The 22,365-nt window shown below is 38.7% G+C and carries 19 protein-coding genes; 10 read left to right on the plus strand and 9 right to left on the minus strand.

Going from position 1 to position 22,365, the window contains the following annotated elements:
* Positions 1-407: 407 nt before the first annotated feature.
* Entirely contained in the window at positions 408-3,107 is a 2,700-nt protein-coding gene (locus RM552_RS12950; RefSeq protein ID WP_311369287.1) for a trypsin-like peptidase domain-containing protein, read from the plus strand.
* Between the two features lie 52 nt (positions 3,108-3,159).
* Here RM552_RS12950 and pssA read toward each other — a convergent pair whose 3' ends face one another.
* Positions 3,160-4,023 (minus strand): CDP-diacylglycerol--serine O-phosphatidyltransferase, encoded by an 864-nt coding sequence (pssA, locus tag RM552_RS12955; RefSeq protein ID WP_311369288.1) that lies wholly within the window; start codon positions 4,021-4,023, stop codon positions 3,160-3,162.
* Between the two features lie 254 nt (positions 4,024-4,277).
* Here pssA and xdp1 point away from each other — a divergent pair, with 254 nt between their 5' ends.
* Together xdp1 and prsT are read left to right on the plus strand one after the other, a co-directional pair.
* The gene (gene xdp1 / locus RM552_RS12960; protein ID WP_311369289.1) at positions 4,278-5,111 is read left to right on the plus strand and encodes an exosortase-dependent surface protein XDP1; all 834 of its coding nucleotides are present in this window, start codon (positions 4,278-4,280) and stop codon (positions 5,109-5,111) included.
* 80 nt (positions 5,112-5,191) lie between these two features.
* On the plus strand, positions 5,192-7,981 hold the full coding sequence (gene prsT, locus RM552_RS12965) for an XrtA/PEP-CTERM system TPR-repeat protein PrsT (protein WP_311369290.1): 2,790 nt from the start codon (positions 5,192-5,194) through the stop codon (positions 7,979-7,981).
* Positions 7,982-8,000: 19 nt separating this feature from the next.
* On the opposite strand, the gene clpB is transcribed toward prsT, so the two are convergent.
* From clpB to rluD, 3 genes are all read right to left on the minus strand, one after another.
* Positions 8,001-10,574: an ATP-dependent chaperone ClpB gene (clpB, locus tag RM552_RS12970; protein ID WP_311369291.1), complete on the minus strand. Its 2,574-nt coding sequence runs from the start codon at positions 10,572-10,574 to the stop codon at positions 8,001-8,003.
* Between the two features lie 124 nt (positions 10,575-10,698).
* Positions 10,699-11,478, minus strand: a complete 780-nt coding sequence (gene pgeF, locus RM552_RS12975; RefSeq protein ID WP_311369292.1) for a peptidoglycan editing factor PgeF — start codon at positions 11,476-11,478, stop codon at positions 10,699-10,701.
* A gap of 7 nt (positions 11,479-11,485) precedes the next feature.
* Positions 11,486-12,472, minus strand: coding sequence for a 23S rRNA pseudouridine(1911/1915/1917) synthase RluD (gene rluD / locus RM552_RS12980; RefSeq protein WP_311369293.1), 987 nt, complete (start codon positions 12,470-12,472; stop codon positions 11,486-11,488).
* 121 nt (positions 12,473-12,593) lie between these two features.
* On the opposite strand from rluD, the gene RM552_RS12985 reads away from it, so the two are divergent.
* Positions 12,594-13,364, plus strand: coding sequence for an outer membrane protein assembly factor BamD (locus RM552_RS12985; protein WP_311369294.1), 771 nt, complete (start codon positions 12,594-12,596; stop codon positions 13,362-13,364).
* 40 nt (positions 13,365-13,404) lie between these two features.
* On the opposite strand, the gene RM552_RS12990 is transcribed toward RM552_RS12985, so the two are convergent.
* The 3 genes from RM552_RS12990 to RM552_RS13000 all read right to left on the minus strand — a co-directional run bounded on the left by RM552_RS12990 (position 13,405) and on the right by RM552_RS13000 (position 15,538).
* Positions 13,405-14,091, minus strand: a complete 687-nt coding sequence (locus RM552_RS12990) for a ChrR family anti-sigma-E factor (protein ID WP_311369295.1) — start codon at positions 14,089-14,091, stop codon at positions 13,405-13,407.
* 5 nt (positions 14,092-14,096) lie between these two features.
* Positions 14,097-14,711: a sigma-70 family RNA polymerase sigma factor gene (locus RM552_RS12995; protein ID WP_311369296.1), complete on the minus strand. Its 615-nt coding sequence runs from the start codon at positions 14,709-14,711 to the stop codon at positions 14,097-14,099.
* Positions 14,712-14,971: 260 nt separating this feature from the next.
* Positions 14,972-15,538 carry an LON peptidase substrate-binding domain-containing protein gene (locus RM552_RS13000; protein WP_311369297.1) on the minus strand — a complete coding sequence of 189 codons (567 nt, stop codon included), beginning with the start codon at positions 15,536-15,538 and terminating at the stop codon, positions 14,972-14,974.
* Positions 15,539-15,728: 190 nt separating this feature from the next.
* Here RM552_RS13000 and RM552_RS13005 point away from each other — a divergent pair, with 190 nt between their 5' ends.
* Genes RM552_RS13005 through RM552_RS13025 form a run of 5 tightly spaced genes read left to right on the plus strand, consistent with a single transcriptional unit; the run spans position 15,729 to position 20,229 of the window.
* Positions 15,729-16,151, plus strand: coding sequence for a nuclear transport factor 2 family protein (locus tag RM552_RS13005; RefSeq protein ID WP_311369298.1), 423 nt, complete (start codon positions 15,729-15,731; stop codon positions 16,149-16,151).
* Complete coding sequence (locus RM552_RS13010) at positions 16,151-16,915, plus strand: SDR family NAD(P)-dependent oxidoreductase (RefSeq protein WP_311369299.1); 765 nt, start codon at positions 16,151-16,153, stop codon at positions 16,913-16,915. Before RM552_RS13005 ends, RM552_RS13010 begins: the two co-directional genes overlap by 1 nt.
* The gene (locus RM552_RS13015; RefSeq protein ID WP_311369300.1) at positions 16,912-18,204 is read left to right on the plus strand and encodes an NAD(P)/FAD-dependent oxidoreductase; all 1,293 of its coding nucleotides are present in this window, start codon (positions 16,912-16,914) and stop codon (positions 18,202-18,204) included. The genes RM552_RS13010 and RM552_RS13015 overlap by 4 nt, the downstream gene beginning before the upstream one ends.
* Positions 18,205-18,206: 2 nt before the next feature.
* The gene (locus RM552_RS13020; RefSeq protein WP_311369547.1) at positions 18,207-18,956 is read left to right on the plus strand and encodes a DUF1365 domain-containing protein; all 750 of its coding nucleotides are present in this window, start codon (positions 18,207-18,209) and stop codon (positions 18,954-18,956) included.
* A gap of 16 nt (positions 18,957-18,972) precedes the next feature.
* Entirely contained in the window at positions 18,973-20,229 is a 1,257-nt protein-coding gene (locus tag RM552_RS13025) for a class I SAM-dependent methyltransferase (protein ID WP_311369301.1), read from the plus strand.
* A gap of 21 nt (positions 20,230-20,250) precedes the next feature.
* On the opposite strand, the gene RM552_RS13030 is transcribed toward RM552_RS13025, so the two are convergent.
* Positions 20,251-21,174 carry a flagellar motor protein MotB gene (locus RM552_RS13030; protein WP_311369302.1) on the minus strand — a complete coding sequence of 308 codons (924 nt, stop codon included), beginning with the start codon at positions 21,172-21,174 and terminating at the stop codon, positions 20,251-20,253.
* Positions 21,174-21,938 (minus strand): flagellar motor protein PomA, encoded by a 765-nt coding sequence (gene pomA / locus RM552_RS13035; protein ID WP_311369303.1) that lies wholly within the window; start codon positions 21,936-21,938, stop codon positions 21,174-21,176. Before pomA ends, RM552_RS13030 begins: the two co-directional genes overlap by 1 nt.
* Positions 21,939-22,123: 185 nt before the next feature.
* On the opposite strand from pomA, the gene RM552_RS13040 reads away from it, so the two are divergent.
* Positions 22,124-22,351, plus strand: a complete 228-nt coding sequence (locus RM552_RS13040; protein ID WP_311369304.1) for an exodeoxyribonuclease VII small subunit — start codon at positions 22,124-22,126, stop codon at positions 22,349-22,351.
* The last annotated feature ends 14 nt before the right edge of the window (positions 22,352-22,365 follow it).

Raw genomic sequence — 22,365 nt, forward strand, 5'->3', positions numbered from 1 at the left:
TGTCGTAGACACTCTTAATGAGTGCCCACACAGATTGTCTTGCTACTAATTGTTAAAGAACATCGTGCAACAATTACTCTAAAGAGTAAAACCAACATCGCGTCGTTGCACTGCGCTGGAGGAGGATAAAAGACCCTGTCTCAAGCGGGATGCGAATACTACTGCAATCGCAAATTTTGTCAAGGATATTTATCTGTAAAACACGCAAATAATATGTTTATAAAAACCCTTAAGAGCCGCACTAGACTGCCTGTTCAATATATAACCAGCTGCCTTTGTTTCAGCGAGGCGCATTCTACACAACAGGATACTTAGGTCAATAATTTTTTCTAAAAAAATACGAATAAAAAAGATCACTGTGGTACTCTTTTGATTTGTTGCAGTTTATCGGTAGACATTCACAAGACATGACCCTTAATTTCCATATTTCAAATAAATTTGCATTTTCACTTCTGTTAATGCTTTTCTCGTGCAGTTTTTACTCTAATTCGTCACAAACTATTAATGCTATTGTCAATATTGAATTTAATAAAGTAGTGCCATGGGACGACGGTTACAACAAGTCTGGTGTGGGGACTGGTTTTGTTATCGATGCTGAAAAAGGTCTAATATTAACCAACAAACATATAGTAAATGTTGCACCCATTGTTGCATACGCAGAATTTTCAAATAAAAAATTAGTACCTTTAGTACCAATTTATAGAGACCCTATTCATGATTTTGGGGTTTTTCAATATGACGTAACACAAGTAGATGATCTAGCAATTGAAGCTATTGAATTAGTTAACGAAGCGAGCATTGGCGAAGCGGTAACATTATATGGAAACGACGGTGGTGAATCTCTTTCTATAATTAACGGGGTCTTATCTCGTCTCGATAGAGGGGCACCAAACTATAATTCCCCCTCCACCGATTATAATACTTTTTATATGCAAGCCGCGCTGGGAACAAGTGGAGGGTCTTCTGGATCACCTATCTTAAATTCAAAAAACCAAGCAATTGCTCTAAACGCCGGCGCTAGACGAGATACTGCAACGTCGTTTTTTTTACCCATGGATATGATTATTCCAACCATTTCAAGATTAAGGAATGGTGAATCAATAAAACGTGGAAGTTTACAAACGGTTTTTGGCTTTGAAACATTTAATCAATTACGGAAAAAGGGTTGGGATAATGCCCGTATACAACAAGCGTTAAATGCGACACCAGACGGTAATGGACGGCTAGAAGTCAAACATATAGTTCAACAAAGTCCCGCTAGTTCGACATTAAAAATAGGCGATATATTATTAAAAATTAATAAGCAAATTATTGGTGATTTTCTTAGTTTAAAAACACTTTTAGACGCATCTGTTGGAAAAGAACTCCCTATCGCGATAGAACGTGATGGTAAGGTTATTAACACCAAACTAATTGTATCAGATCTATTCAAACTCGTGCCAAATGAATACATCACATATGCTAACGCCTATATCATGCCGGTTAGTATTAGTATTGCACGAACCTTTAATGTGCCAGTAGAAGGCGTAATGGTGACATCTCCTGGTAAACTATTTGGTAGCCAAAACATAAATCGTTTTGCCATAATTGACGAAATCAATAATACAAAAATAACGTCTCTTACTCAGTTTAAATCTTTATTGTCAAAATTTACTACGCTTGAGAAATTTTCTTTACGATATAGGTATGCCTACGACAAGAATACACAACGCTTTAAAACAATTACTAACTATTCATCGTTTTTTACTAATCGTCACTGCCAAGATAATCTTGGCAAGTTACTTTGGCATTGTGAAGATATCCCTAACAACAATATGTCGCCAGATATTTTGACAAAAATAAGTTTTAACAAACAAATAAGTGTGAGCTCACCGATTGTTGAAGTAGAAGTTTTTAGACCAATATCAGTCAACCTTAGTAATGATGTAAAACTACTAGGACATGGGGTAATTGTTGATATCGACGAAGGGTTAATTATTACTGACAAATCGTTAATAGATAGCAGTCTTAGCAGAGCCATGATTACACTAAATAATGGCATTACAATACCCTCAGAAGTAGTCGCGAAACATCCTTATTTAAATATGGTCATAATAAGAGCAGATTTAAGTAACTTCAATTTTACTAATGACAGCATTGTGACGTTAATTCCTTTTGATTTTAAGAATATCAAAACCGCAACACTCGTGAGCAACTCAGCTTTTCAGGACTTTCGACAGCCTGTTGACGTTGGACGTACTGAACTATCTGGCGGAGAAATGTCTTTTGATAGTCGGTATTTTTCTCAAATCCCTGATAATTTTTCTATATTTGTTGACGATAAAAATAACCTGTTGGCAATAGCACCGGCATACAATGAAAAACGGGATGACTACAGCGCAATACCTTTAGCTTTAATTCAACCTTTTATCGAAAAAATCACAAAAAATGAAAAAGGACTATTCGAAGTAAAAGATAAACTTGAATATATTAGTTACAGAAAAGCGATAGAGTCAGGTTTATCTGGAGAATGGGCTGAATCTGTTTCAAGGAAAATAGCTATTAGTGAAGCCTCTGAGCTAGAGAATAGTGGTTTAAAGTCAGGTGATATCATCCTGAAAATCAACAATGAAAAAGTAGAACACTTAAATCAAATATTTAATGCGGTTGCCGAAAATAAAACAGATTTCCTTATATTGAGAAATGGGAAAACACAATCTCTTGATCTTTCTCCAAAATTCACTTCATTTTTAGAGCTTGATAGCGTGCTATTATGGGCGGGAGCGATTATTCAAGACGAAACTTTAAATGTTCAAACACCCTTAGGCATTTCAAGTAATTGCGTGAGGATTGGCATACGATATTTCGGCGCTCCTATATATGCGGCGATGGGGCAAGGGTCATATTGTGTATTTTCTGTTGACGGAAAATTAATTGAAAACCTAGAACAATTGAAACAGATAGCTTTTAACAAAAGTAGTGGCGACTTTACTACTATTCAAGTTATTGATATTGAGAAAAACTATCAGTTATTAGAATTTCGATTGATAGAAGAAAACTATTACTGGTCAACCCGATATTTTAATCGAACCGGGAATACTTGGGACATGGAACTACTCAAAAAGTAGCTCCAGTAATTAGTTATTCAAACAATCGAGCATTTGTTAATTCAGCTGAGGTTTACTTTGACTGAGATTTTTTTGTCTGAGTTTTGGTCGACGATGTGTTGGGTGTGACGTCAGTTTCTTCGACCTCATCCGACGCTACTGATTGGTCATCAATGACGTCATCAAAATCCGAATCTTCGTCGGTTTCGCCAACAACGTCTTCCAATGTCACTTTATCTACCATTCTAAATGTATTTATTGGACCAGCTACGGTGTATAAAACAAATACGATAAATAACACTAGTGATGGCGCCGTTGCGACAATAATAAACACGAGTATTAGAAAAAGAATAAACACAAAAGGGACTTTGCCGTGCCAATCTACTTCTTTGAAACTATTATATTTAAAATTGCTCACCATCAATAAACCGGTCAACCCAGTTACAATAGCCACCACTAAGCCGTAATCTTTACCATTAATATCGTAGTCTATGCTAACCCATACCATACCGGCTACTACTGCTGCTGCAGCTGGACTAGCTAAACCTTGGAAAAAGCGTTTATCTGCAGTTTCGATTTGTGTATTAAAACGCGCCAAACGAAGCGCTGCGCAAGCTACATAAATAAATGCTGCTAACCAACCGAACTTACCCATTTCACTTAAACCAAAATTGTAAGCAACAAGCGCTGGAGCCACACCAAAAGATAGCATGTCGGCCATGGAATCATATTCTGCTCCAAAAGCAGATTGTGTATTGGTAATTCTGGCAACCCGGCCATCTAAACCATCAAATACCATCGCTACAAAAATAGCGATTGCGGCTTGTTCGAAATGCCCATTCATTGACATCACTACAGCGTAAAAGCCTGAAAACAATCCCGCAGTTGTCAATAAATTGGGCAGTAAATAAATCCCATTACGTTTTACTTTTTTCATTCTTACTCCTTACGATAGGTAGAGTATATCAAAAATCTATCAAATTTGATGTCTTGCCGTGATTTTTGAATTAATAAAATGTATAGTGTCAGGATTCTTTACAAAGTAGTTAAATAGGAAACATTAGCTTGCCATAAGCCATTGTTTTTAAATAAGTAAAATTAACTGGCGTAATTTTTGCTTCGAGTTAAGGTTAATAGGAAGAATCCGATTCAAATCGGTAATACAACAATTAAACAATTAGTGAGTAGTTTATGATTAGGAAGTTAGCATTAGTTTCATTGATGGCTTTGTCGACAACAAGCGTTCTTGCTGGACAACAAACTTGGAATTTCAACGATGGGCATTTGTCAGGTAACAATGCTGGTAACACCTTGGACTTATCAAGCGGTGGTGTGACTTTGGAAGTATCTGCTTGGGCATCTACAGATAATGGCTGCAATAACAACGGCCAATATGGCAATGGCACAGGTTCTGGTGATCCAGACCCATGTATCAGAGATGCTAAAATAAACAACTTCAATAGTTATGGAATCGGTATCGAAAATCGCGATGAAACCTATAATGGTTATACAAATGCTCCTCAACACGCGATAGACAACATTAAAAATGGCGGCAACAGTAACGATTTAGATTATGAGATGATTTTGCTAACGTTCAGTGAAGCGGTAAACGTTAGTGGATTTAATATTGGTTGGACTCATAGCGACAGCGACTTATCAATTTTGGCATATAATGGCAGTAACCAGAATCCAGATTTTTTTAATGGTAATACTCGTTGGGCTGATATTGTGGGTAACGGTACAAACGGCGGTTGGGATTTAGTTCAAGAATCTGGTGACGTAGACGACTACAGCACTTTAAACGTATCAAACGGTACGCTCTTTTCTAGATATTGGTTGGTAGGCGCCTACAATGATGTGTTTGGTGGCACAAATTGGTCAAATAGTAACGATGCATTCAAACTGAAAGGCTTAGCAACCGTATCGCACGAAGATACAACTGGTCCGGTTAATTCCAACACCCCGGCTGTGCTTGCACTTATGGGTATGTTTTTATTGTTGATGGGTTACCGTCGCAAAGCCTAACAGTATATTAATAAATAAGAAAAGCTGATAACATCAGCTTTTTTTTTGCTTAAAATTTGGTGGATTTACTTGAGGTAATCATGAAACAAGTTGTGTTCGTTTGCTGTATTATTTTATTCTTATTCACAATGTCGAGCATAGATGTTTATGCTCAAGAAAATAAAGATTATGAAGACGCCTACCTCGCTTATGAAAAAGGTGACATAGATGAAAGCTACGTATTTTTAAAGCGGAGCTTTCAGCAACAACCTGAGCATTTGCCTTCAAAAATCCTAATGGGCCAAGTATTGGCTTTGTCAGGCTTTTTTAGTGACGCTGAAATCGAGTTTGAAGAAGCTTTATTTGCTGGGGCAGACCCAAACTTAATAGTTGAATCGTACGTGAGAGTACTAATGCTATTAAAAAACTATGCAAAAGTTGTCGATATTAGTGAACAACAACTCACACCAAACAAATTGGGATTTTTGCAAAGCGGCAAAGGTATTGCTTATTCTTTGTTAGATGAACCTGAGAAAGCTTTAGAATTTCATGAAAAGGCGATGAAAACTGCGCCGAATAGCCCAGTAGTGTTAAATACGGCCGCTAACTTTTTTATCAAAAACGATTCAATTTTAGAGGCTGAAGAAATTGTTGATCGCTCATTGGCTGAAGATAACACAATCGCCGAAACCTACCATTTAAAAAGTAAAATTAAACTTGAACAAAATAATGTTAATCAACAAATTCAATTTCTCATAAAAGGATTAGAGGTATCTTCTGACCATCCGGGTCTTCTTAGAGATATTGTCACCGCATACACGGGGTTAGGTGATTTCGAAAATGCAAAATTAATGCTACAAAAAACCTTAGCCGATTCACCTAATGATCCAATGGGTAGACTATTATTAAGTTGGGTTGCTGCTCGCCTAAATGACAATGAATTAGCTCAACAAACATTAACAGAGCTAGTAAATGCGCTTAGCTTAATTGACTCAGAAGCTTTAAACGAACAAGTCGATATTCTCTTTGTTAGTGCTTTGGCTAACTTGGCAGCAAATAATTTGGAAATTGCTAGAGGTCAATTGGAACAATATTTAAATCGCCAACCCCAAAATTTTGATGCGGCTAAATTACTTGCGGATATTTATTTAAGAGAAGAGAGCCTTATTGCAGCGGCGAACCTTTTGGAGAACTTTCTGCAAGACATTACAAAAGACGTGAATGAAATTCAAAATTTATGCGACATTTATATTAGCGCTAATCTAAACCACAAATGTGATTCACTTCTAAACACCGCGCGCAATGAATTTGCGGACGACGAAATATTCATTCAAACTGAATCTAAATTATTAACTGCCCGCGGTAAGCTAAATTTAGCCCTAGAAAATCTAGAGCAATTACCACAAGAGAGTATCGCAGCAAATGCTCAAAAAGCTGTTATTGCAATAAGAGCAAAAGAGTTTGATAAAGCAGAAAGGTTCATCTCAACTTTGCTAGAGCAATATCCTAAAAATTTGGATTTTTTAAACTTACAAGCTTCTCTATTTAAACAGAAAGATCAACTTAGCCAAGCAGAAGAAGTTTATCGAGAAATTTTGTCCATAAATAATGGGCATTACGCTGCTAAATTTAATTTATCGACTATTTTATATTCAACCAATCGATTAGCAGAAGCAAAAAGACTCACTGATGCACTAATGGAAGCACGGCCAACAGATGTCGATCTTTTGATCCTTAGGGGTAGAATACTCACTCTAAACAATGACACTGAATTGGCATTAGAATTACTTAGTAGCGCCGAGACGCTGCGCAGAAATGACACCGATGCAAGTGAAGCGATTATCGACTTGTATTTAGTCACTGGCGAATATGAAAATGCCTTAACACGAACTAATAAGCTCTTAAAGAACGATTTAGCAAACACCCGATTAATTCGTATGCGGGCTGGTATTTTGAACGAACTTGGCCGGACAGATGGTGCTAAACAAGACCTTCGTGTTTTATTTGGATTGGTTTCTAAAAGCGCAAACCAACTTTATGAACTCTCAGTGACTCAAGGCGAATTTGGTGATATTGAAGGAGCTTTACGGAGTTTGCAAAGTGCGTTTAAGTTAAACCCTACTGATTTTTTTGTAAACAGAGATATAGCAAGATTTGCATTGCAACTTGATCAAGTTGACCTTGCACAAAAACATTTATCTTGGCTAGCTAAACAAGCACCAACTAATCCTGATGTTTTATTACTCAGCGCAAATATCGCTTTCATAAATCAAGATATGCCTAAAGCCGCTGAAAACTTCCACAATGCTGTAAGGGCATCAAACAGTTTCGCACCTGCTCTTATTGGTAGTTATCAATTAGCAATCAAAAATGTCAAAGCTAGAGAATTTGTAACCTTATTCGAGGGCTTAGCAACATCACCTCAGCAAAATACCTTCGCGACACATTTGTTAGCTGATTTTTATTATAATAATAAGGCGTTAGAAAAGGCGAAAGTTCATTATATTGCCATATCAGCCGAAACTGATTATAGCGCCTTACCTATGGTGCTTAACAATTTATCCAATATTTATGTTAGCGAAGAAAAATTTGACGCTGCTTTTAATTTTGCACAACAAGCACTCGAAGTTAACCCAAATAATCCGTATATCTTGGACACTGTTGGTTGGATTCATAGTATGCAAGGGCGCTATCAGCAGGGTTTAAATATGCTGAGACAAGCGTATTCTATGAACGCGCAAGATCCCAACCTTCGTTATCACATTGCCTATACTTTACATAAACTAAAAAGAAATGCGGAAAGTAAACGAGAACTGAAAATTCTTCTCTCAGACTTTGAACAATTTGCCAAACGTGAACAAGCCCTCAAACTGCAACAATCTTTGAACTAGCGGTTTTGGTTGTTTCTCGTTATGCGAGCGAGAAACAACCTTCATCATTCAAGCTAATTCTCACAATATCCCTTCCCTTGAGTTTATCTTCAAGTAAAGCTTGTGCCAATGGGTTTTCAATTTCAATTTGAATAGCACGTTTTAGCGGTCTGGCACCATATACTGGATCAAAACCGGCGTCGGCTAGTTTGTCTAAGGCACCGGCAGAAATTTCTAATTTGTATCCAAGTTCATGTAGACGCCCTCGTAAAGATGCTAATTGTATTTTGGCAATCTGCTTTATTTGCTCTTTAGAAAGCGAATGGAAAACAACAATATCATCCACTCTATTGATAAACTCTGGTCTGAAATGGCCCGCAACCACTTGCATTACATCGCCTTTCATACTTTCGTAGTCAACTTGTTGGTCCTGTGTTTGAATGATATCTGAACCCAAATTAGAGGTCATAATGATGACAGTATTTTTAAAATTAACCGTTCGTCCTTGACCATCAGTAAGCCTGCCATCATCTAAAACCTGAAGCAAAATATTGAATACATCGGGATGCGCTTTTTCAACCTCATCTAACAGAATAACTGAATAGGGCTTTCGTCTGACTGCTTCGGTTAAATAGCCACCTTCTTCATAGCCTACATAACCCGGAGGAGCACCAACAAGTCTTGCAACTGAATGTTTTTCCATAAACTCAGACATATCAATTCGGATCATGGCATCGTTCGAGTCAAACATAAAATTTGCTAGCGCCTTACAGAGTTCAGTTTTCCCCACGCCAGTAGGCCCTAAGAATAAAAATGACCCCATTGGTTTGTCGGGATCGGCTAAACCGGCTCTTGAACGTCTAATGGCGTTTGAAACTGCCTTTACCGCTTCTTCTTGGCCAACAACTCGTTTCCCTATGCTAGCTTCCATTTGTACCAGTTTTTCTTTTTCACCTTCTAACATTTTACTAACAGGAATACCCGTCCAACGCGACAGAACATCGGCAATTTCAGCTTCAGTTACTTTATTTTTTAGCAAGGTATTGTTACTTTTTTCTGTTTCCGAAACACTTTCTAGCTTAGATTCAAGTTCAGGAATACGGCCATATTGCAATTCAGACATTCTACTCAAATCACTGGCTCTTCTTGCAATTTCAAGATCGAGTTTTGCCTGTTCTAATTCTGCTTTTATGCCTTGAGTACCCTGCATAGCGTCTTTTTCTGTATTCCAAACGGTTTCTAACTCAGAAAATTTAGATTCAGCTTGCTCGCGTTCTAACTCTATTATCTCTAATCGCTTATGACTAGCTGTGTCTGTTTCTTTTGACAATGCTTGCTCTTCTAGTTTGAGTTGAATAATTCGTCTTTCAAGTTTATCCATTTCTTCAGGTTTAGAATCAATTTGTAAACGAATACTTGAGGCTGCTTCATCAATTAGATCGATTGCTTTGTCAGGCAGTTGGCGGTCGCTAATATACCTATTTGACAAACTTGCTGCTGCAACGATCGCAGGGTCAGTAATATCAACGCTATGGTGTAACTCATAACGTTCTTTTAAACCTCTCAAAATAGCAATTGTGTCTTCAACACTGGGTTGGTCGACCAATACCTTTTGGAAGCGTCTTTCAAGCGCCGCGTCCTTTTCGATATATTGTCGATATTCGTCAAGCGTAGTTGCGCCAACACAATGTAACTCTCCTCTAGCTAGTGCGGGCTTTAGCATGTTGCCTGCATCCATTGCACCTTCGCCCTTACCTGCACCTACCATAGTATGTAATTCATCGATGAAAAGGATGACCCGCCCTTCCTCTTTAGCTAGTTCATTCAGTACAGCTTTTAAGCGCTCTTCAAACTCACCTCGATATTTAGCACCAGCTAACAGAGCACCCATGTCTAACGACAATACACGCTTGTTTTTTAGCCCCTCAGGTACTTCAGAATTTATTATTCGCTGCGCTAAGCCTTCTGCAATGGCAGTTTTACCTACCCCGGGCTCACCAATCAAAACAGGGTTATTTTTGGTTCTACGTTGTAATACTTGAACCGTTCTTCTTATTTCGTCATCTCGACCTATCACAGGGTCAAGTTTTCCTTGCTCCGCTCTTTCTGTTAGATCGCTTGTGTACTTTTCTAGTGCCTGTCGAACATCTTCTGCGTTTTGATCGGTAACTTTCTGGCCTTTTCTGATATGTTCGATTGCTTTTTCAATCTTCTCTTTTTGTAAACCTAGTTTATCGAAAATTTTGCCAAGCACACCTTGGTCTTCGCTAGACGCTAACACGAATATTTCTGACGTAATATAATCATCTTTTCTTTTTTGAGCTATTTTATCGCACAAGTTTAGCGATTTAACTAACTCGCGTCCCAATTGAACATCAGCTTCTGGGCCCTGAATTTTAGGTAACTTGTCTATGCTTTCATTAACCATAGACCGTAGGCTATTTATATTGACGCCAGTATGTTCAAACAATGGCCGAATACTTGTACCTTGCTGGTTCAACATTGCAGACATTAGATGCACAGGCTCAATATATTGATTGTCTCGTCCAAGTGCTAACGATTGAGCGTCAGAAATAGCCACTTGAAACTTATTAGTAAATTTATCTAAACGCATTGCTTTTCCTTTATGATCTGAAGGCCTTTCAAATTCTTCAGAAAAATACATGTCATAATTAGAATATGGGTATTTGGTATTTGTATTTCAAGTGATGAAAATTTAGCAGGTAGATTAAGGACTATTACAACCTAATTATTACTGTTGCCATACGGCCGGTTTGATTGTTCCCTAGATGTTGCGACCGCCGGTGCGAAAAACAGGAAAGGGTTGCATAACTACAAACGGGTGAAACTTCTACATTGTTAACATTCAAATCTGTTAATTGCTGTACCGCTATTGCGCGCAAATCAACAAAATATTTATTGTTCTCAGCTTCTTTGATTGAGTGAGAATAATCTTTGAAATTTGCAAGCACTTCTTGCCCAATTTCGAAGTGCTGTGCTGAAATCGATGGACCAATCCATGCGTTTATCGATTCTTTAGGCGAAAAACAAGCAACACCATTATAGATAATATTCGACAATAACCCACGCCACCCTGCATGCACAACAGTAATCGTATTCGTCTGAGTAGAAGCCATTACAATGGGTAAACAATCTGCAGTCATTACAGCTAACGGTTGTAAGCGATCATTGGCAGTACATCCATCAGCTATCATTGCTGGTGACGAATTTAAATCGTTTACGGTAACAACACGATTGCTATGCTGTTGGTTTAACCAAGGAATATCAGCAGGTCGCTTTCCACCTTTGACACTTTGCTCTACCAAATAATCGTTCAATCGTTGGCGATTTTGTCGTACTGATTGACTATCGTCTTGTACATGTAAGCCAACATTTAATGATTCATAACAGCCCTCACTAACACCGCCAATTGTGCTTGTTGTAAAACACAAAACATCATCAGCAAGAGGTGTTTGTGGCGAAAATGTTTTTGAAGCTGAAAGGATATTATGACTCAAAAATGTTTTACCATTGACTTGGCATATCATTTATTTCTAGGTCTTTTCCCATTTCGACTAGCAACTTTTGCATATCGTTAGGAATAGCCACTGACCAAGATAAGTTTTCTTCGCTTGTTGGGTGAGTTAGGCTTAATTGAATAGCATGTAGTGCCTGTCGTTTAAAGCTTTGTAAGTGTCTCACAAAATCACTGCTCGCATTTTTTGGTAAGCGTGGTCTCCCACCATATTGAATATCCCCCACAATTGGATGTTTGATGTGGGCCATATGCACCCTAATTTGATGGGTCCTACCTGTCTCGAGTTTTAAGCGTATATGAGTATGTGCTCTATACTTCTTTTTTACTCGGTAATGGGTTACTGCTTCTTTACCTGTTTGGCGCACTGCCATTAATGTTCTTTTAGTTGCATGTCGGTCTATATTTTCGTCGACTATACCCCCAGCAATCATATTACCTAAGACCAAGGCTTCATATTCTCGGCCCATTTCCCTTGCTTGTAATTGCTTGACTAATTGCGTTTGGGCACTCAAGGTCTTTGCCACAACCATCAGCCCTGTTGTATCTTTGTCTAAACGATGCACAATGCCTGCTCTTGGCACATTTTCAATATCTGGGTAGTGGTTTAATAAGGCATTCAAAATAGTCCCTGAAGTATTTCCAGCACCAGGATGCACAACCAAGTCAGCAGGTTTGTTAATAATAATAATATCGTCGTCTTCGTGCACAATATCAAGCTTAATATCTTGCGCTTGATTAGTGACCTGTACTTCTTGCATTGCGCTTATTTCAATCTCTTCGCCACCCTTTAGCTTAAGTCGTGGAGTCGTTACGATTTCATTGTTTAGCTTCACCTTTCCGGCCAAAATCCACTCTTTCAACTTAGAACGAGAATATTCTGGGAACAAACGCGCAATTGATTGGTCTAGTCTGGTATCATAAAGATCATCAGATGCTTTGGCATTTAGCGATATTTCGTTGACTTGTTGGCTCATAAACGTGATCATTGGACAATAGATGGTGCGAGTATATCAAGGCTTTCGTGCGAACGCCTTAAAGACTTTAATAATAATAAATTTAATCAATAGACGATATTAGTAAGAGAATAAATAAAAAATGATAAAGCGTAAGAATTTTGTTTCGGTAATGTTTGTGGTTTTTGCTGTAATAACGCTAAGCGGTTGTTCTTCTTCTGATGATGAGCAACTAGAGTTGCTAGCCAATCAGGGAGCACAAGCGCTCTATAACGAAGCCAAACGAAATATGAATATAGGTAATTTCACCGCTGCAGCGCAAATACTAAGCAGTATTGATTCTAAATTTCCATTCGGTCCTTTGTCGCATCAGGTTCAACTTGACCTAATATATTCCTTTTATAAAACAGCCAACCCAGAACAGACTTTAGCGACTATCGATAGGTTTATTCGGTTAAATCCAAATCATGCGGATGTTGAATATGCATTGTATATGCGTGGTATTACAAATATGGAGCGAGACAGTAACTTGTTTCAGTCTTTATTTAATGTAGACCGCTCTGATCGCGACCCATCTTTGTCGAGAGAAGCATTTGAAGACTTTAGAAGATTAATTGAGTCTCACCCAGATTCAAAATATGCAGCGGACGCAAAACAACGTATGTTGTATATCAAAGATCGATTAGCGAGATACGAAATTGAAGTTGCACGTTTTTATATGCGTAGAGAAGCGTGGGTAGCAGCAGCTAACCGCGGCCGTTATGTATTAGAATATTTTGGTGATACTGAACAGGTTCAACCAGCACTTGAAATAATGGTCTCTAGTTATGATCAATTAGGTTTAGATTCGTTAAAGTCTAATGCTTTAAAAACACTCAAACTTAATTATCCTGCTAGTGAATTTATCCAGTAGGCAAGACCTTTTATTGCATGAACGTGCTTACGCTATGTGTCTAGGAATTTGCTCTAAAGTAGAGATGACTTAGGGGATTTATTAGTCTGGCCCATCCTGTCGTAAAATATAGGGGTTGGTCTATAATACTAAACACCAAACATCCTTCATCTCCGACTGCAACGGGTGTATGAGTATGCGTAGAATCTAGCGATATAAAATCTCCACTGTCATACTCTTCATTTCCATCTGCAAACTTACCATCTATGACGAGGGTTAATTCGCTGCCTTTGTGAGTGTGTTCTGGAACGCCACCATCCTTTTCCATATAGATAAACTGAGCAAGATGACCACCACCGATTTCAACCGGTGCCTGCCATAGTTTTCCGAGTAAATGAGACCATTCACCGATTCTATTAGAAAATCGGGATAATGCTTCAGGTAAAATAAAGTCTCTGCCATCTACAGATAAGGTCTGTTTTACAAACCCATCAGCATTTATATGTTGAGTGGCAGCTGGAAGCTCCATGATGCTTTCACACATATTCACTAATGAAGAATCAAGGTAGTTTTTTCGACTCGATGGCTTAATCGCCTGCAACGCTAGGTTTTCAGTAAACGCAGTTGCTTTTTCCGCACACTCATCACACAAATCGAGATGCGCGGAAATAAGCAATGACTTTGCTGGCACTAAACTCCCTTCTACAAAACCAACTAAATCCGTGTCAGTAGGGTGAAACTTAATCATGTGTTCTAATCATGTTCTCTTAACATATCTTTCAAACGTTGCAGCGCTAACCTTGTACGGGACTTGACTGTACCCAGCGGTATCTCAAGTTCATCTGCCACTTCTTGCTGTGACTTTCCGTCAATATAGATAGCTTCAATCACCTTTTTTTGCTTCAACGGTAGCTCTTCAAAATAATGTCCAACCTGCTCTAGGGTGATTTGCTCATCTAAAGGTGCTGTTTTGGTATCTGCCGTTTGCTCGCAAAGAATAGGCCACAGATCGTCGCTGCACACATCCTCTTTGCGGTTTTGCAACTTTCTTAACATATCAAATCTGATGTTCCGCGCAATAGTAAATATCCACGTAGACGGCGAACCTTTTTCAGCATTAAACAAATGTGCTTTTTGCCACACATTTGACATAGTGTCTTGCACTAACTCCATTGCTAAAGCTTCGTTACCCATTTGTTTCAAGGCGTACGAACGCAAACGTGGCGCAAAATAACTAAATACTTTCGAAAAAGATAACTTACAACGTTTGACTGCCACGGTGTTGAGATAAGCGGACATTTCTGCTGCACACTCTTTTGGCTTGCATGTATCGTTTCTTTGTTTATCCAATGGAATTCCGATTAGCATAACGCTGTTACCTTTGTTGTATTTAATAGTAGTATGCAAATCAGTATAACGAAAGTTTATGAAGTAGATAGTTAAATAAAATTAATATTAGGTAAGGTTTTCTCGAAGAATATATGTATACCTCAATATTTATTCGATGTGAGATGCATCGTCTAGCCTTGCTTTGTTATGTAAACTCGTATCCTGTTTTGGATACTTAGGGGAAACCGTCCTTCCCAATGCGCTTCAGTTAATAAGCTTCGGTTAATGTGGTTTTTAGTCTATTCGATTAGTTGACTCAAGTAATTTAATACTTTTTTACAATCGCCTTGCAGTAAAAAATGCTGTTTTTGTTCAGCTCCCACTGGCAACAGTTCTAACCAACGGTTTATTATCCAGATAGGGTCGTCAAAATGGGTTTTGTCATATAACGCGCTGACTTCAGGATACATATCAAAAATCTCTCTTAACCTGTCGTCTATGGGATTGAGTTCGTATTCAGATAAATCACAATCCCACTTTTTAATAATACTAAGCTCGCCTATGCGCAAACCATCTTTTTCACTTTCTATGTTTGAAACCTCTACACACTCGATTCCTTCGACCGTGACGCCCAACAACCCGTCATCAAGTACGTCAAAATCAATCACATTACACAAGGTGCCAACACCGAAAATATGACTGTTGTTCGCACTGTCGCCGGCACTATTTAGCATACAGATGGCAAAAGGCTTATTTTCGCTGCAAGACTGTTTGATCATTCGTACATATCTTGGCTCAAAAATTCTAAGTGCCATCCTACCTCCGGGTAAGATGTGAGACGATAAAGGAAAAAGTGGCGCTTTCATTTGAATAGACTAGGCTTTGTTATTGATGTAGTTATTTACTCGATTTTTCTTAAAACAGATCCTTATAATCATTGAGATAAATGCAAAAGTAAAAGAAATTAAATAAACGTAATGTAGTGGTTTTATATGATCTGAGAGAAGATCAGAGCGTAAATGCTCATATGACACCTAATATAGAATTAACAACACCATGACTGTTATCAATCGATTTTCTTCGTTTTATACCGACTTAGCGAGCATGCAAATATCGGAATTGAGTCACATATATAGCGATGATGTTTTATTTATCGATCCGATTGCAGAACACCGCGGAATAAACGCTGTAGAGAAGTATTTTGATAAGCTATTACACAATGCGAAACATTGCCGATTTGACATTCATACCAAAGAAAACACTGAGGATGATAAATTTATTGTCACGTGGACTATGGAGTTTACATCAAGCAGAATGAAAAATGGCAACCCGATAAGAGTAGATGGCCTCTCACATTTGCAAGTAGCAGATAACAAGATCACTTTTCATCGAGACTACTATGATTTAGGCCAAATGATATACGAAAATGTTCCTATTTTAGGGCGAATCGTTAAGAAAATAAAAAGAGGTTTAGCGTAATGGCGACAATACTTATAACAGGGGCAACGTCAGGTCTGGGTGAAGCTTTAACTTACGAAGCAAGTAAAAATGGGCATAAGGTAATAGCTTGTGGCCGTAACCTAGCCAAACTAGAAGAGCTAGCACAAAAAGATAATGTGCTGACCATAAGCTTTGATGCAACTAATGAAAAAGCTACGCGCGAAGCGTTAAAGGATATTAGCTGTGATATAGCCGTGATCAATGCAGGCACGTGCGAATATGTTGACGTTAGGGAAATCGAGCCTGATATGTTTAAACGGGTGTTCGATATTAACCTCTTTGGTGCTATGAACGTCGTCGCTGCACTACAGGGTAATTTGGTTGCTGGCAATAAATTAGTATTTGTAGATAGCATGGCACGTCTACTTCCTTTTACGCGCAGCCAGGCGTATGGAGCCAGCAAAGCTGCTCTGCATTATGCGTGTAAAAGTTTTGAAGTGGATTTTGCAAATAAAGGCATTAAGGTGCAAAGCATGTCGCCAGGCTTTGTAAAAACGCCTTTAACCGATAAAAATGATTTTCCAATGCCTATGTCGATTACGGCAGAGCAAGCAGCAGTTTATATGCTTAAAGGTGTTTTGAGTTCAGCCTCGAGCGTCTACTTCCCACGCCGCTTTGGCGCAATGATTCGTTTCTTGAATTTTTTACCAGAATTTGTACAGCGTAAAATCTGTATCAATATGCGTGGGTCGTTAAGTCGTTCTACAAAACCCAAGTCAGATTCAGCAAGAGGCGGTGCATGAAACCTAAAGTCGCTATTATAGGCACCGGCATTGGAGGAATGACCACTGCTTATTTATTAAATGATAAGGCTGATATTACCGTTTTTGAAAGTAATGACTACATTGGGGGTCATACTGCAACAAAAAATGTCAGCGTTGACGGCAAACAATATGCAATCGATACAGGTTTTATTGTATACAACGATTGGACATATCCTAATTTCATTAAGTTAATGAGTAAATTAGGTGTGGCTACTCAAGCTACTGAAATGAGCTTTAGTGTAAAAAATAAAATGTCTGGGTTGGAATATAACGGCAATACCTTAAACAGTTTATTCGCTCAACGTCGCAATTTGTTTTCTCCTTCTTTTTATCGTTTAGCACTCGACATAGTGAAATTTAATAAACTATGCAAAGCACATTTGGCAGAGAATAAAAGTACAGAGAACTTAACGCTTATCGCATTTATTAAACAACATCGTTTGAGCGATGCATTTACCGAAAACTATATCTTGCCAATGTGCGCAGCAATTTGGTCAACAAGTCTAGAAGCATCCGCTAATTTTCCATTGTCTTTTTTCCTAAAATTTTTTAACAATCATGGTTTATTAAATATAACGAATAGACCTCAATGGCACACTTTAATTGGTGGCTCCGCTGAATACATTGCGCCTCTCACTAAAAGTTATGCAAATAACATTAAACTAAATAGCCCTGTAGAGAGTGTTACTAAAGTTAACCATAACGACGAAGATAGTTATCAAGTTGTAAGCAATAACGACACATACTCATTTGATCAAATAATCTTTGCATGTCATAGTGATCAAGCCTTGAAAATGCTGAATTTACAAAGTTTTGACGAACAGTCTAAAGAAGACTATGCCCGCATTCTTGCAGCAATTCCTTATTCAAATAATGAGGTGGTTTTGCATACTGACACCAGCCTTTTACCCAAAAGACCGCTTGCTTGGGCGAGTTGGAATTATTTAATTAAAGGTGTCACAAACGAACACGCATCTCCAGCCAGTGTCACCTACAACATGAATATATTACAGCGCATCAAAAGCGATACCACTTTTTGTGTGACCTTAAATAACACTGCAGATATTGACCCTAGTAAAATACTGGGCAAATACCAATATGCACACCCTCAATTTAGCCCTGCTATGGTGGAAGCACAGTCCCAACGAAATGTCATATGCGGAAAAAACGGTATTCATTTTTGTGGGGCATATTGGTACAACGGCTTTCATGAAGATGGGGTCAGAAGTGCTTTAGATGTGGTTGCACGATTTGGTGCAGAATTGTGATTATGAATGCTAATCATCAAACAATAGAAAGCGGTATTTATAACGGTATCGTATATCACAAAAGATCGCTGCCAAAAGTTCATCAGTTTGATTATCGAATTTTCTTATATTGGTTAAAACTATCAGAACTGCCTGATATTGAGGCGAACGTTAAAGGTTTCGGCTGTAATTCGAAAACGTTCTCAGCGGTAAACTTTAAGCGGGAAGATTACTTAGGTGATCCAAATATATCTTTGCAAAATGCTGCGTTGGCGCGCATGAATGAGCTGAACGAAGATTCCGATGCAAAACTAATAGGGGATGTTTTTTTGCTTGGTCAGGTGCGCACCTTTGGGCTCTATTTCAGCCCAGTAAACTTTTATTATTTGCGCAATGACGAAGGGGTATTTAGTCATATGTTAGCGGAAGTAAGCAATACTCCGTGGAACCAAAGACACCACTATCTTGTTGACTTAAAAACCCAAGGTAATAGCCAAAAAGCCTTTCACGTTTCTCCATTTAATCCAATGGATATGCAATACAAATGGCAAATTGCACAACCGACTGAAAATCTTAAGCTACACTTAAGTTGTTACAAGCAAACAAAACACTTTGAGGCGGCCATTAATATGCAACGTTTACCTTTAACCAGTGCAAGTTTAAGGTCGGCTTTATTTTCCATTCCAAGTATGACGCTTAAAACCGTATTTGGAATTTATTGGCAAGCAATAAAATTATTTTTCAAACGTGTACCGATTTACACACACTCATGATGATAGGAATTAATCTATGTCTTCTGCTGAACAAACATTTCTGAATAACAACAGTCTTTCTTTTTGGGAGAAAACCTGTCGGTCCATTTTTCTTGGGATATTAAAGCATGTGCCTCATGGCCATATTGTGGTGAAGGAACAAGGACACTTGGTTGGGCGATTTGGAGATACTAACCACGACTTGCACGCCGAGGTGAATTTTCTTAGTCCGGCGGTTTATCCTAAACTCATGTTTGGTGGAAGCATTGCATCAGGTGAAACTTTCACTGACAATTTATGGGAATCGCCCAATCTAACCAATGTGATTCGTATTTTCGCGCGAAATTTGCCTTTATTGGACAATTGGGAAAAAAGGTTTAATTGGGTCACTATGCCAGCACTAAAGCTGAATCACTTTGCTAATCGAAATTCTACTGAACAAGCAAAACGAAACATATCAGCCCACTATGACCTTGGAAACAAACTCTATAGTAAATTTCTTGACCGCTCAATGATGTACTCAGCAGCAATTTATCCTGATTCAAATGCTAGTTTGGCTGAAGCACAGCAACATAAATTACACACTATTTGTGAAAAACTTAAACTAAACGAATCTGATCATTTAGTAGAAATTGGCACCGGTTGGGGCGGTTTGGCGGTGCATGCTGCGAAGCACTATGGATGCAAAGTGACAACAACAACAATATCTGAAGAACAACACGCCTATGCTAGCGAATGGATTAAAAAAGAAGGCTTGGAAAACAAAATCACTTTACTCAAAAGAGACTACCGATTACTCGAGGGCACCTACGACAAGCTTGTGTCTATTGAGATGATTGAAGCAGTGGGTAAACGCTATCTATCGGAGTTTTTCAAAAAATGTAACAGTTTATTAAAACCCGATGGTTTAATGCTTCTGCAGTCCATTACCATAGATGACCGTCGTTATGAAAGTTATGCAAATAGTGTTGATTTTATTCAAAAATATATTTTCCCCGGTGGTTTTTTACCATCGCAATTAGTGATAAACGAACATTTGAAAAAATATTCTGACATGTCGATTGCTGATGTACAAGATATCGGGTTGGATTACGCGCAAACCTTAAGAGATTGGTTTGAAGCTTTTATGACCCAAAAACAGCCTTTAGCCAAAGATGGTTATGATGAACGTTTTATGCGGATGTGGCAATATTATCTTAACTATTGTGAAGGTGGATTTTTAGAGCGAGTGATTAGTACTGTGCAACTTGTCATGCGCAAACCGGGGTACTTAGCTGACCTATCTCGGGGATAATTGAGCCATACCAATTGAAGCTTATGGCTCTAACACAGAAATAGGATCAGAAAATTTGGCCTCACCCTGTAGGATAGCAATTTCCACTCTGCGATTTTTTGCCCTCGCGGCGGCTGTATCCTCTTCTGTCATAGGTTGAGTAGCGGCCTTGCCTATGACTCTCATCCGCGTCTCGTCAAATCCTCTGGCGCGGCGTAGCTCTTCCGCTACAGCGACTGCGCGTTGAGCGGATAAGTCCCAGTTTGATCGGTAAAGTTCGTTCGACACTTGAACATTATCACTGTGCCCGGTAATTTCGACTTTGCCTGGCATGTCGTTCAATATTTCGCCCAATTTACGTATAAGCGGAACAAATTGAGGTTGTAAAAATGCAGAGCCAGCAGAAAATGAACCGTTTTCTCTCACCCTTATAATAATTTGCTGTCCTAAATTTTCGACATCAACAGCACCGTCTTTAATTTCTTTTTGTAATAACTCTTCAATTTTTTTCTTATTTTCTTCTATTTGTTCTTGATTAGCTGCTGCTGCGGCCGCTGCTGCTGTTTGATTGGCTGTTTGCGGTGACTGACCTCCCCTAAATGAACCTTGTTGTTTTTGACGTCCACCGGCAGAGTCATCTTCGCCTTCTTGGAAATTCAACATGGGCTTAGTAATATCTTGTGTCACCTGTTGGACTGTTTCAATAGGTGTAGGATCAGGTTTGCCCGGTCGAAACTCTAACGCAACAACACTGGTTCCTTTGGGAATATCTTTTAATTCAATTTTGTTTTGCACACCAAATGCAAATTTCATAGAGCCGGCAATTTGTTTAAACTTTTTTACATCCATCTCAGAAAATGACAGCAGCAAAACAAAGAAGCACATCAGTAGCGACATCAAGTCAGCAAATGTTCCCATCCAGGCAGGCAGACCTTCGGGGGGGCATTTAGGGCATTCGTCTTCCACTATTCAGCTTCCTCTTTGGTTTCTCGCTTACTTTCAGCGATATAACCCTTAAGCACGCCTTCTATTACGCGAGGATTTTGTCCATCAGCAATGCCTAATATGCCGTCTAGAATGAGGGCTTGATTAAGTTTTTCTTCGCCAGCACGCACTTGTAATTTAAATGCGATAGGCAGACAGACTAAATTGGCTAGCATTGCGCCGTATAGGGTCGTTAGAAGTGCAACCGCCATTGCAGGGCCGATAGCCTTAGGATCATCCATAGCAGACAGCATGGCCACCAGTCCAATGAGTGTTCCTATCATTCCCATCGCAGGCGCTACATCGCCAAGCGACTTAAATATTATTGAACCCGCTTCATGTCTTTCAGAAGTATTAGAAATATCCTTACCCATAGTTGACCGCACTACTTCAACATCGTGACCATCAACCAACATATCTACACCTTTTTGCATAAAGGTGTTTTCTATTTCAGCTTCTTCTAACGCTAAAAAGCCTCCTTTGCGGGCAGCATCCGCCATCTCTACTACTTTTTCGATTAACTCTTCAGGTGATTGAAGCTTAAACGCAAACGCTTTCGCGGCAACTTTTCCTGCCCCCAGAAATTGCGCGAGAGGATATTGCATAAGCACTACAAAGGTTGAGCCACCAAACACAATAAGTACAGAGGGTACATTGAAGAATATACTGATATCACCACCTAGGACCATTGCCATGATGACAAATCCTAAAGCGCCAATAAAACCAATAATGGTTGCTAAATCCACGTATAACTCCTCTAAAACCTTTATAAGTTGCGTTATGCCCAATTCTCAAATATGGTTAACGGCATATTTGAAGCAACCTTTACGTAAAAAAGACAAGTAAACATCCTCTATAAGTTGAATTTATTTATGCTCTCAGTTAATGTGCTGAGCAATTAGAATAGAAAGTAAAAAAGAAAGTAGTACAAATGAATATTGAAGAAATGTCTTTTGAGCAAGCAATGACAGAACTTGACGCAATAGTGCTTGAAATGGAAAGGGGTGAAATCGCATTAGAGACTTCTCTTAAGCACTTTGAGAAAGGAGTCACTTTAGCAAGGCACACGCAAAAACTCCTGCATGAAGCTGAGCAGAAGGTTAACATTCTGACCCAGAATAATGGCGAAGACAAATTAGAATCTTTTTCTGAAGAATAGAATCTTTATTTTAT

The sequence above is a fragment of the Glaciecola petra genome, assembly GCF_031846345.1.
Lineage (GTDB): Bacteria > Pseudomonadota > Gammaproteobacteria > Enterobacterales > Alteromonadaceae > Glaciecola > Glaciecola petra.

Excerpts from the sequence above, each read along its gene's own strand:
- RM552_RS12950 (WP_311369287.1), top strand. The coding sequence starts at position 408 with ATGACCCTTAATTTCCATATTTCAAATAAATTTGCATTTTCACTTCTG.
- pssA (WP_311369288.1), bottom strand. The coding sequence starts at position 4,023 with ATGAAAAAAGTAAAACGTAATGGGATTTATTTACTGCCCAATTTATTG.
- xdp1 (WP_311369289.1), top strand. The coding sequence starts at position 4,278 with ATGATTAGGAAGTTAGCATTAGTTTCATTGATGGCTTTGTCGACAACA.
- prsT (WP_311369290.1), top strand. The coding sequence starts at position 5,192 with ATGAAACAAGTTGTGTTCGTTTGCTGTATTATTTTATTCTTATTCACA.
- clpB (WP_311369291.1), bottom strand. The coding sequence starts at position 10,574 with ATGCGTTTAGATAAATTTACTAATAAGTTTCAAGTGGCTATTTCTGAC.
- rluD (WP_311369293.1), bottom strand. The coding sequence starts at position 12,472 with ATGAGCCAACAAGTCAACGAAATATCGCTAAATGCCAAAGCATCTGAT.
- RM552_RS12985 (WP_311369294.1), top strand. The coding sequence starts at position 12,594 with ATGATAAAGCGTAAGAATTTTGTTTCGGTAATGTTTGTGGTTTTTGCT.
- RM552_RS12990 (WP_311369295.1), bottom strand. The coding sequence starts at position 14,091 with ATGATTAAGTTTCACCCTACTGACACGGATTTAGTTGGTTTTGTAGAA.
- RM552_RS12995 (WP_311369296.1), bottom strand. The coding sequence starts at position 14,711 with ATGCTAATCGGAATTCCATTGGATAAACAAAGAAACGATACATGCAAG.
- RM552_RS13000 (WP_311369297.1), bottom strand. The coding sequence starts at position 15,538 with ATGAAAGCGCCACTTTTTCCTTTATCGTCTCACATCTTACCCGGAGGT.
- RM552_RS13005 (WP_311369298.1), top strand. The coding sequence starts at position 15,729 with ATGACTGTTATCAATCGATTTTCTTCGTTTTATACCGACTTAGCGAGC.
- RM552_RS13010 (WP_311369299.1), top strand. The coding sequence starts at position 16,151 with ATGGCGACAATACTTATAACAGGGGCAACGTCAGGTCTGGGTGAAGCT.
- RM552_RS13015 (WP_311369300.1), top strand. The coding sequence starts at position 16,912 with ATGAAACCTAAAGTCGCTATTATAGGCACCGGCATTGGAGGAATGACC.
- RM552_RS13020 (WP_311369547.1), top strand. The coding sequence starts at position 18,207 with ATGAATGCTAATCATCAAACAATAGAAAGCGGTATTTATAACGGTATC.
- RM552_RS13025 (WP_311369301.1), top strand. The coding sequence starts at position 18,973 with ATGTCTTCTGCTGAACAAACATTTCTGAATAACAACAGTCTTTCTTTT.
- RM552_RS13040 (WP_311369304.1), top strand. The coding sequence starts at position 22,124 with ATGAATATTGAAGAAATGTCTTTTGAGCAAGCAATGACAGAACTTGAC.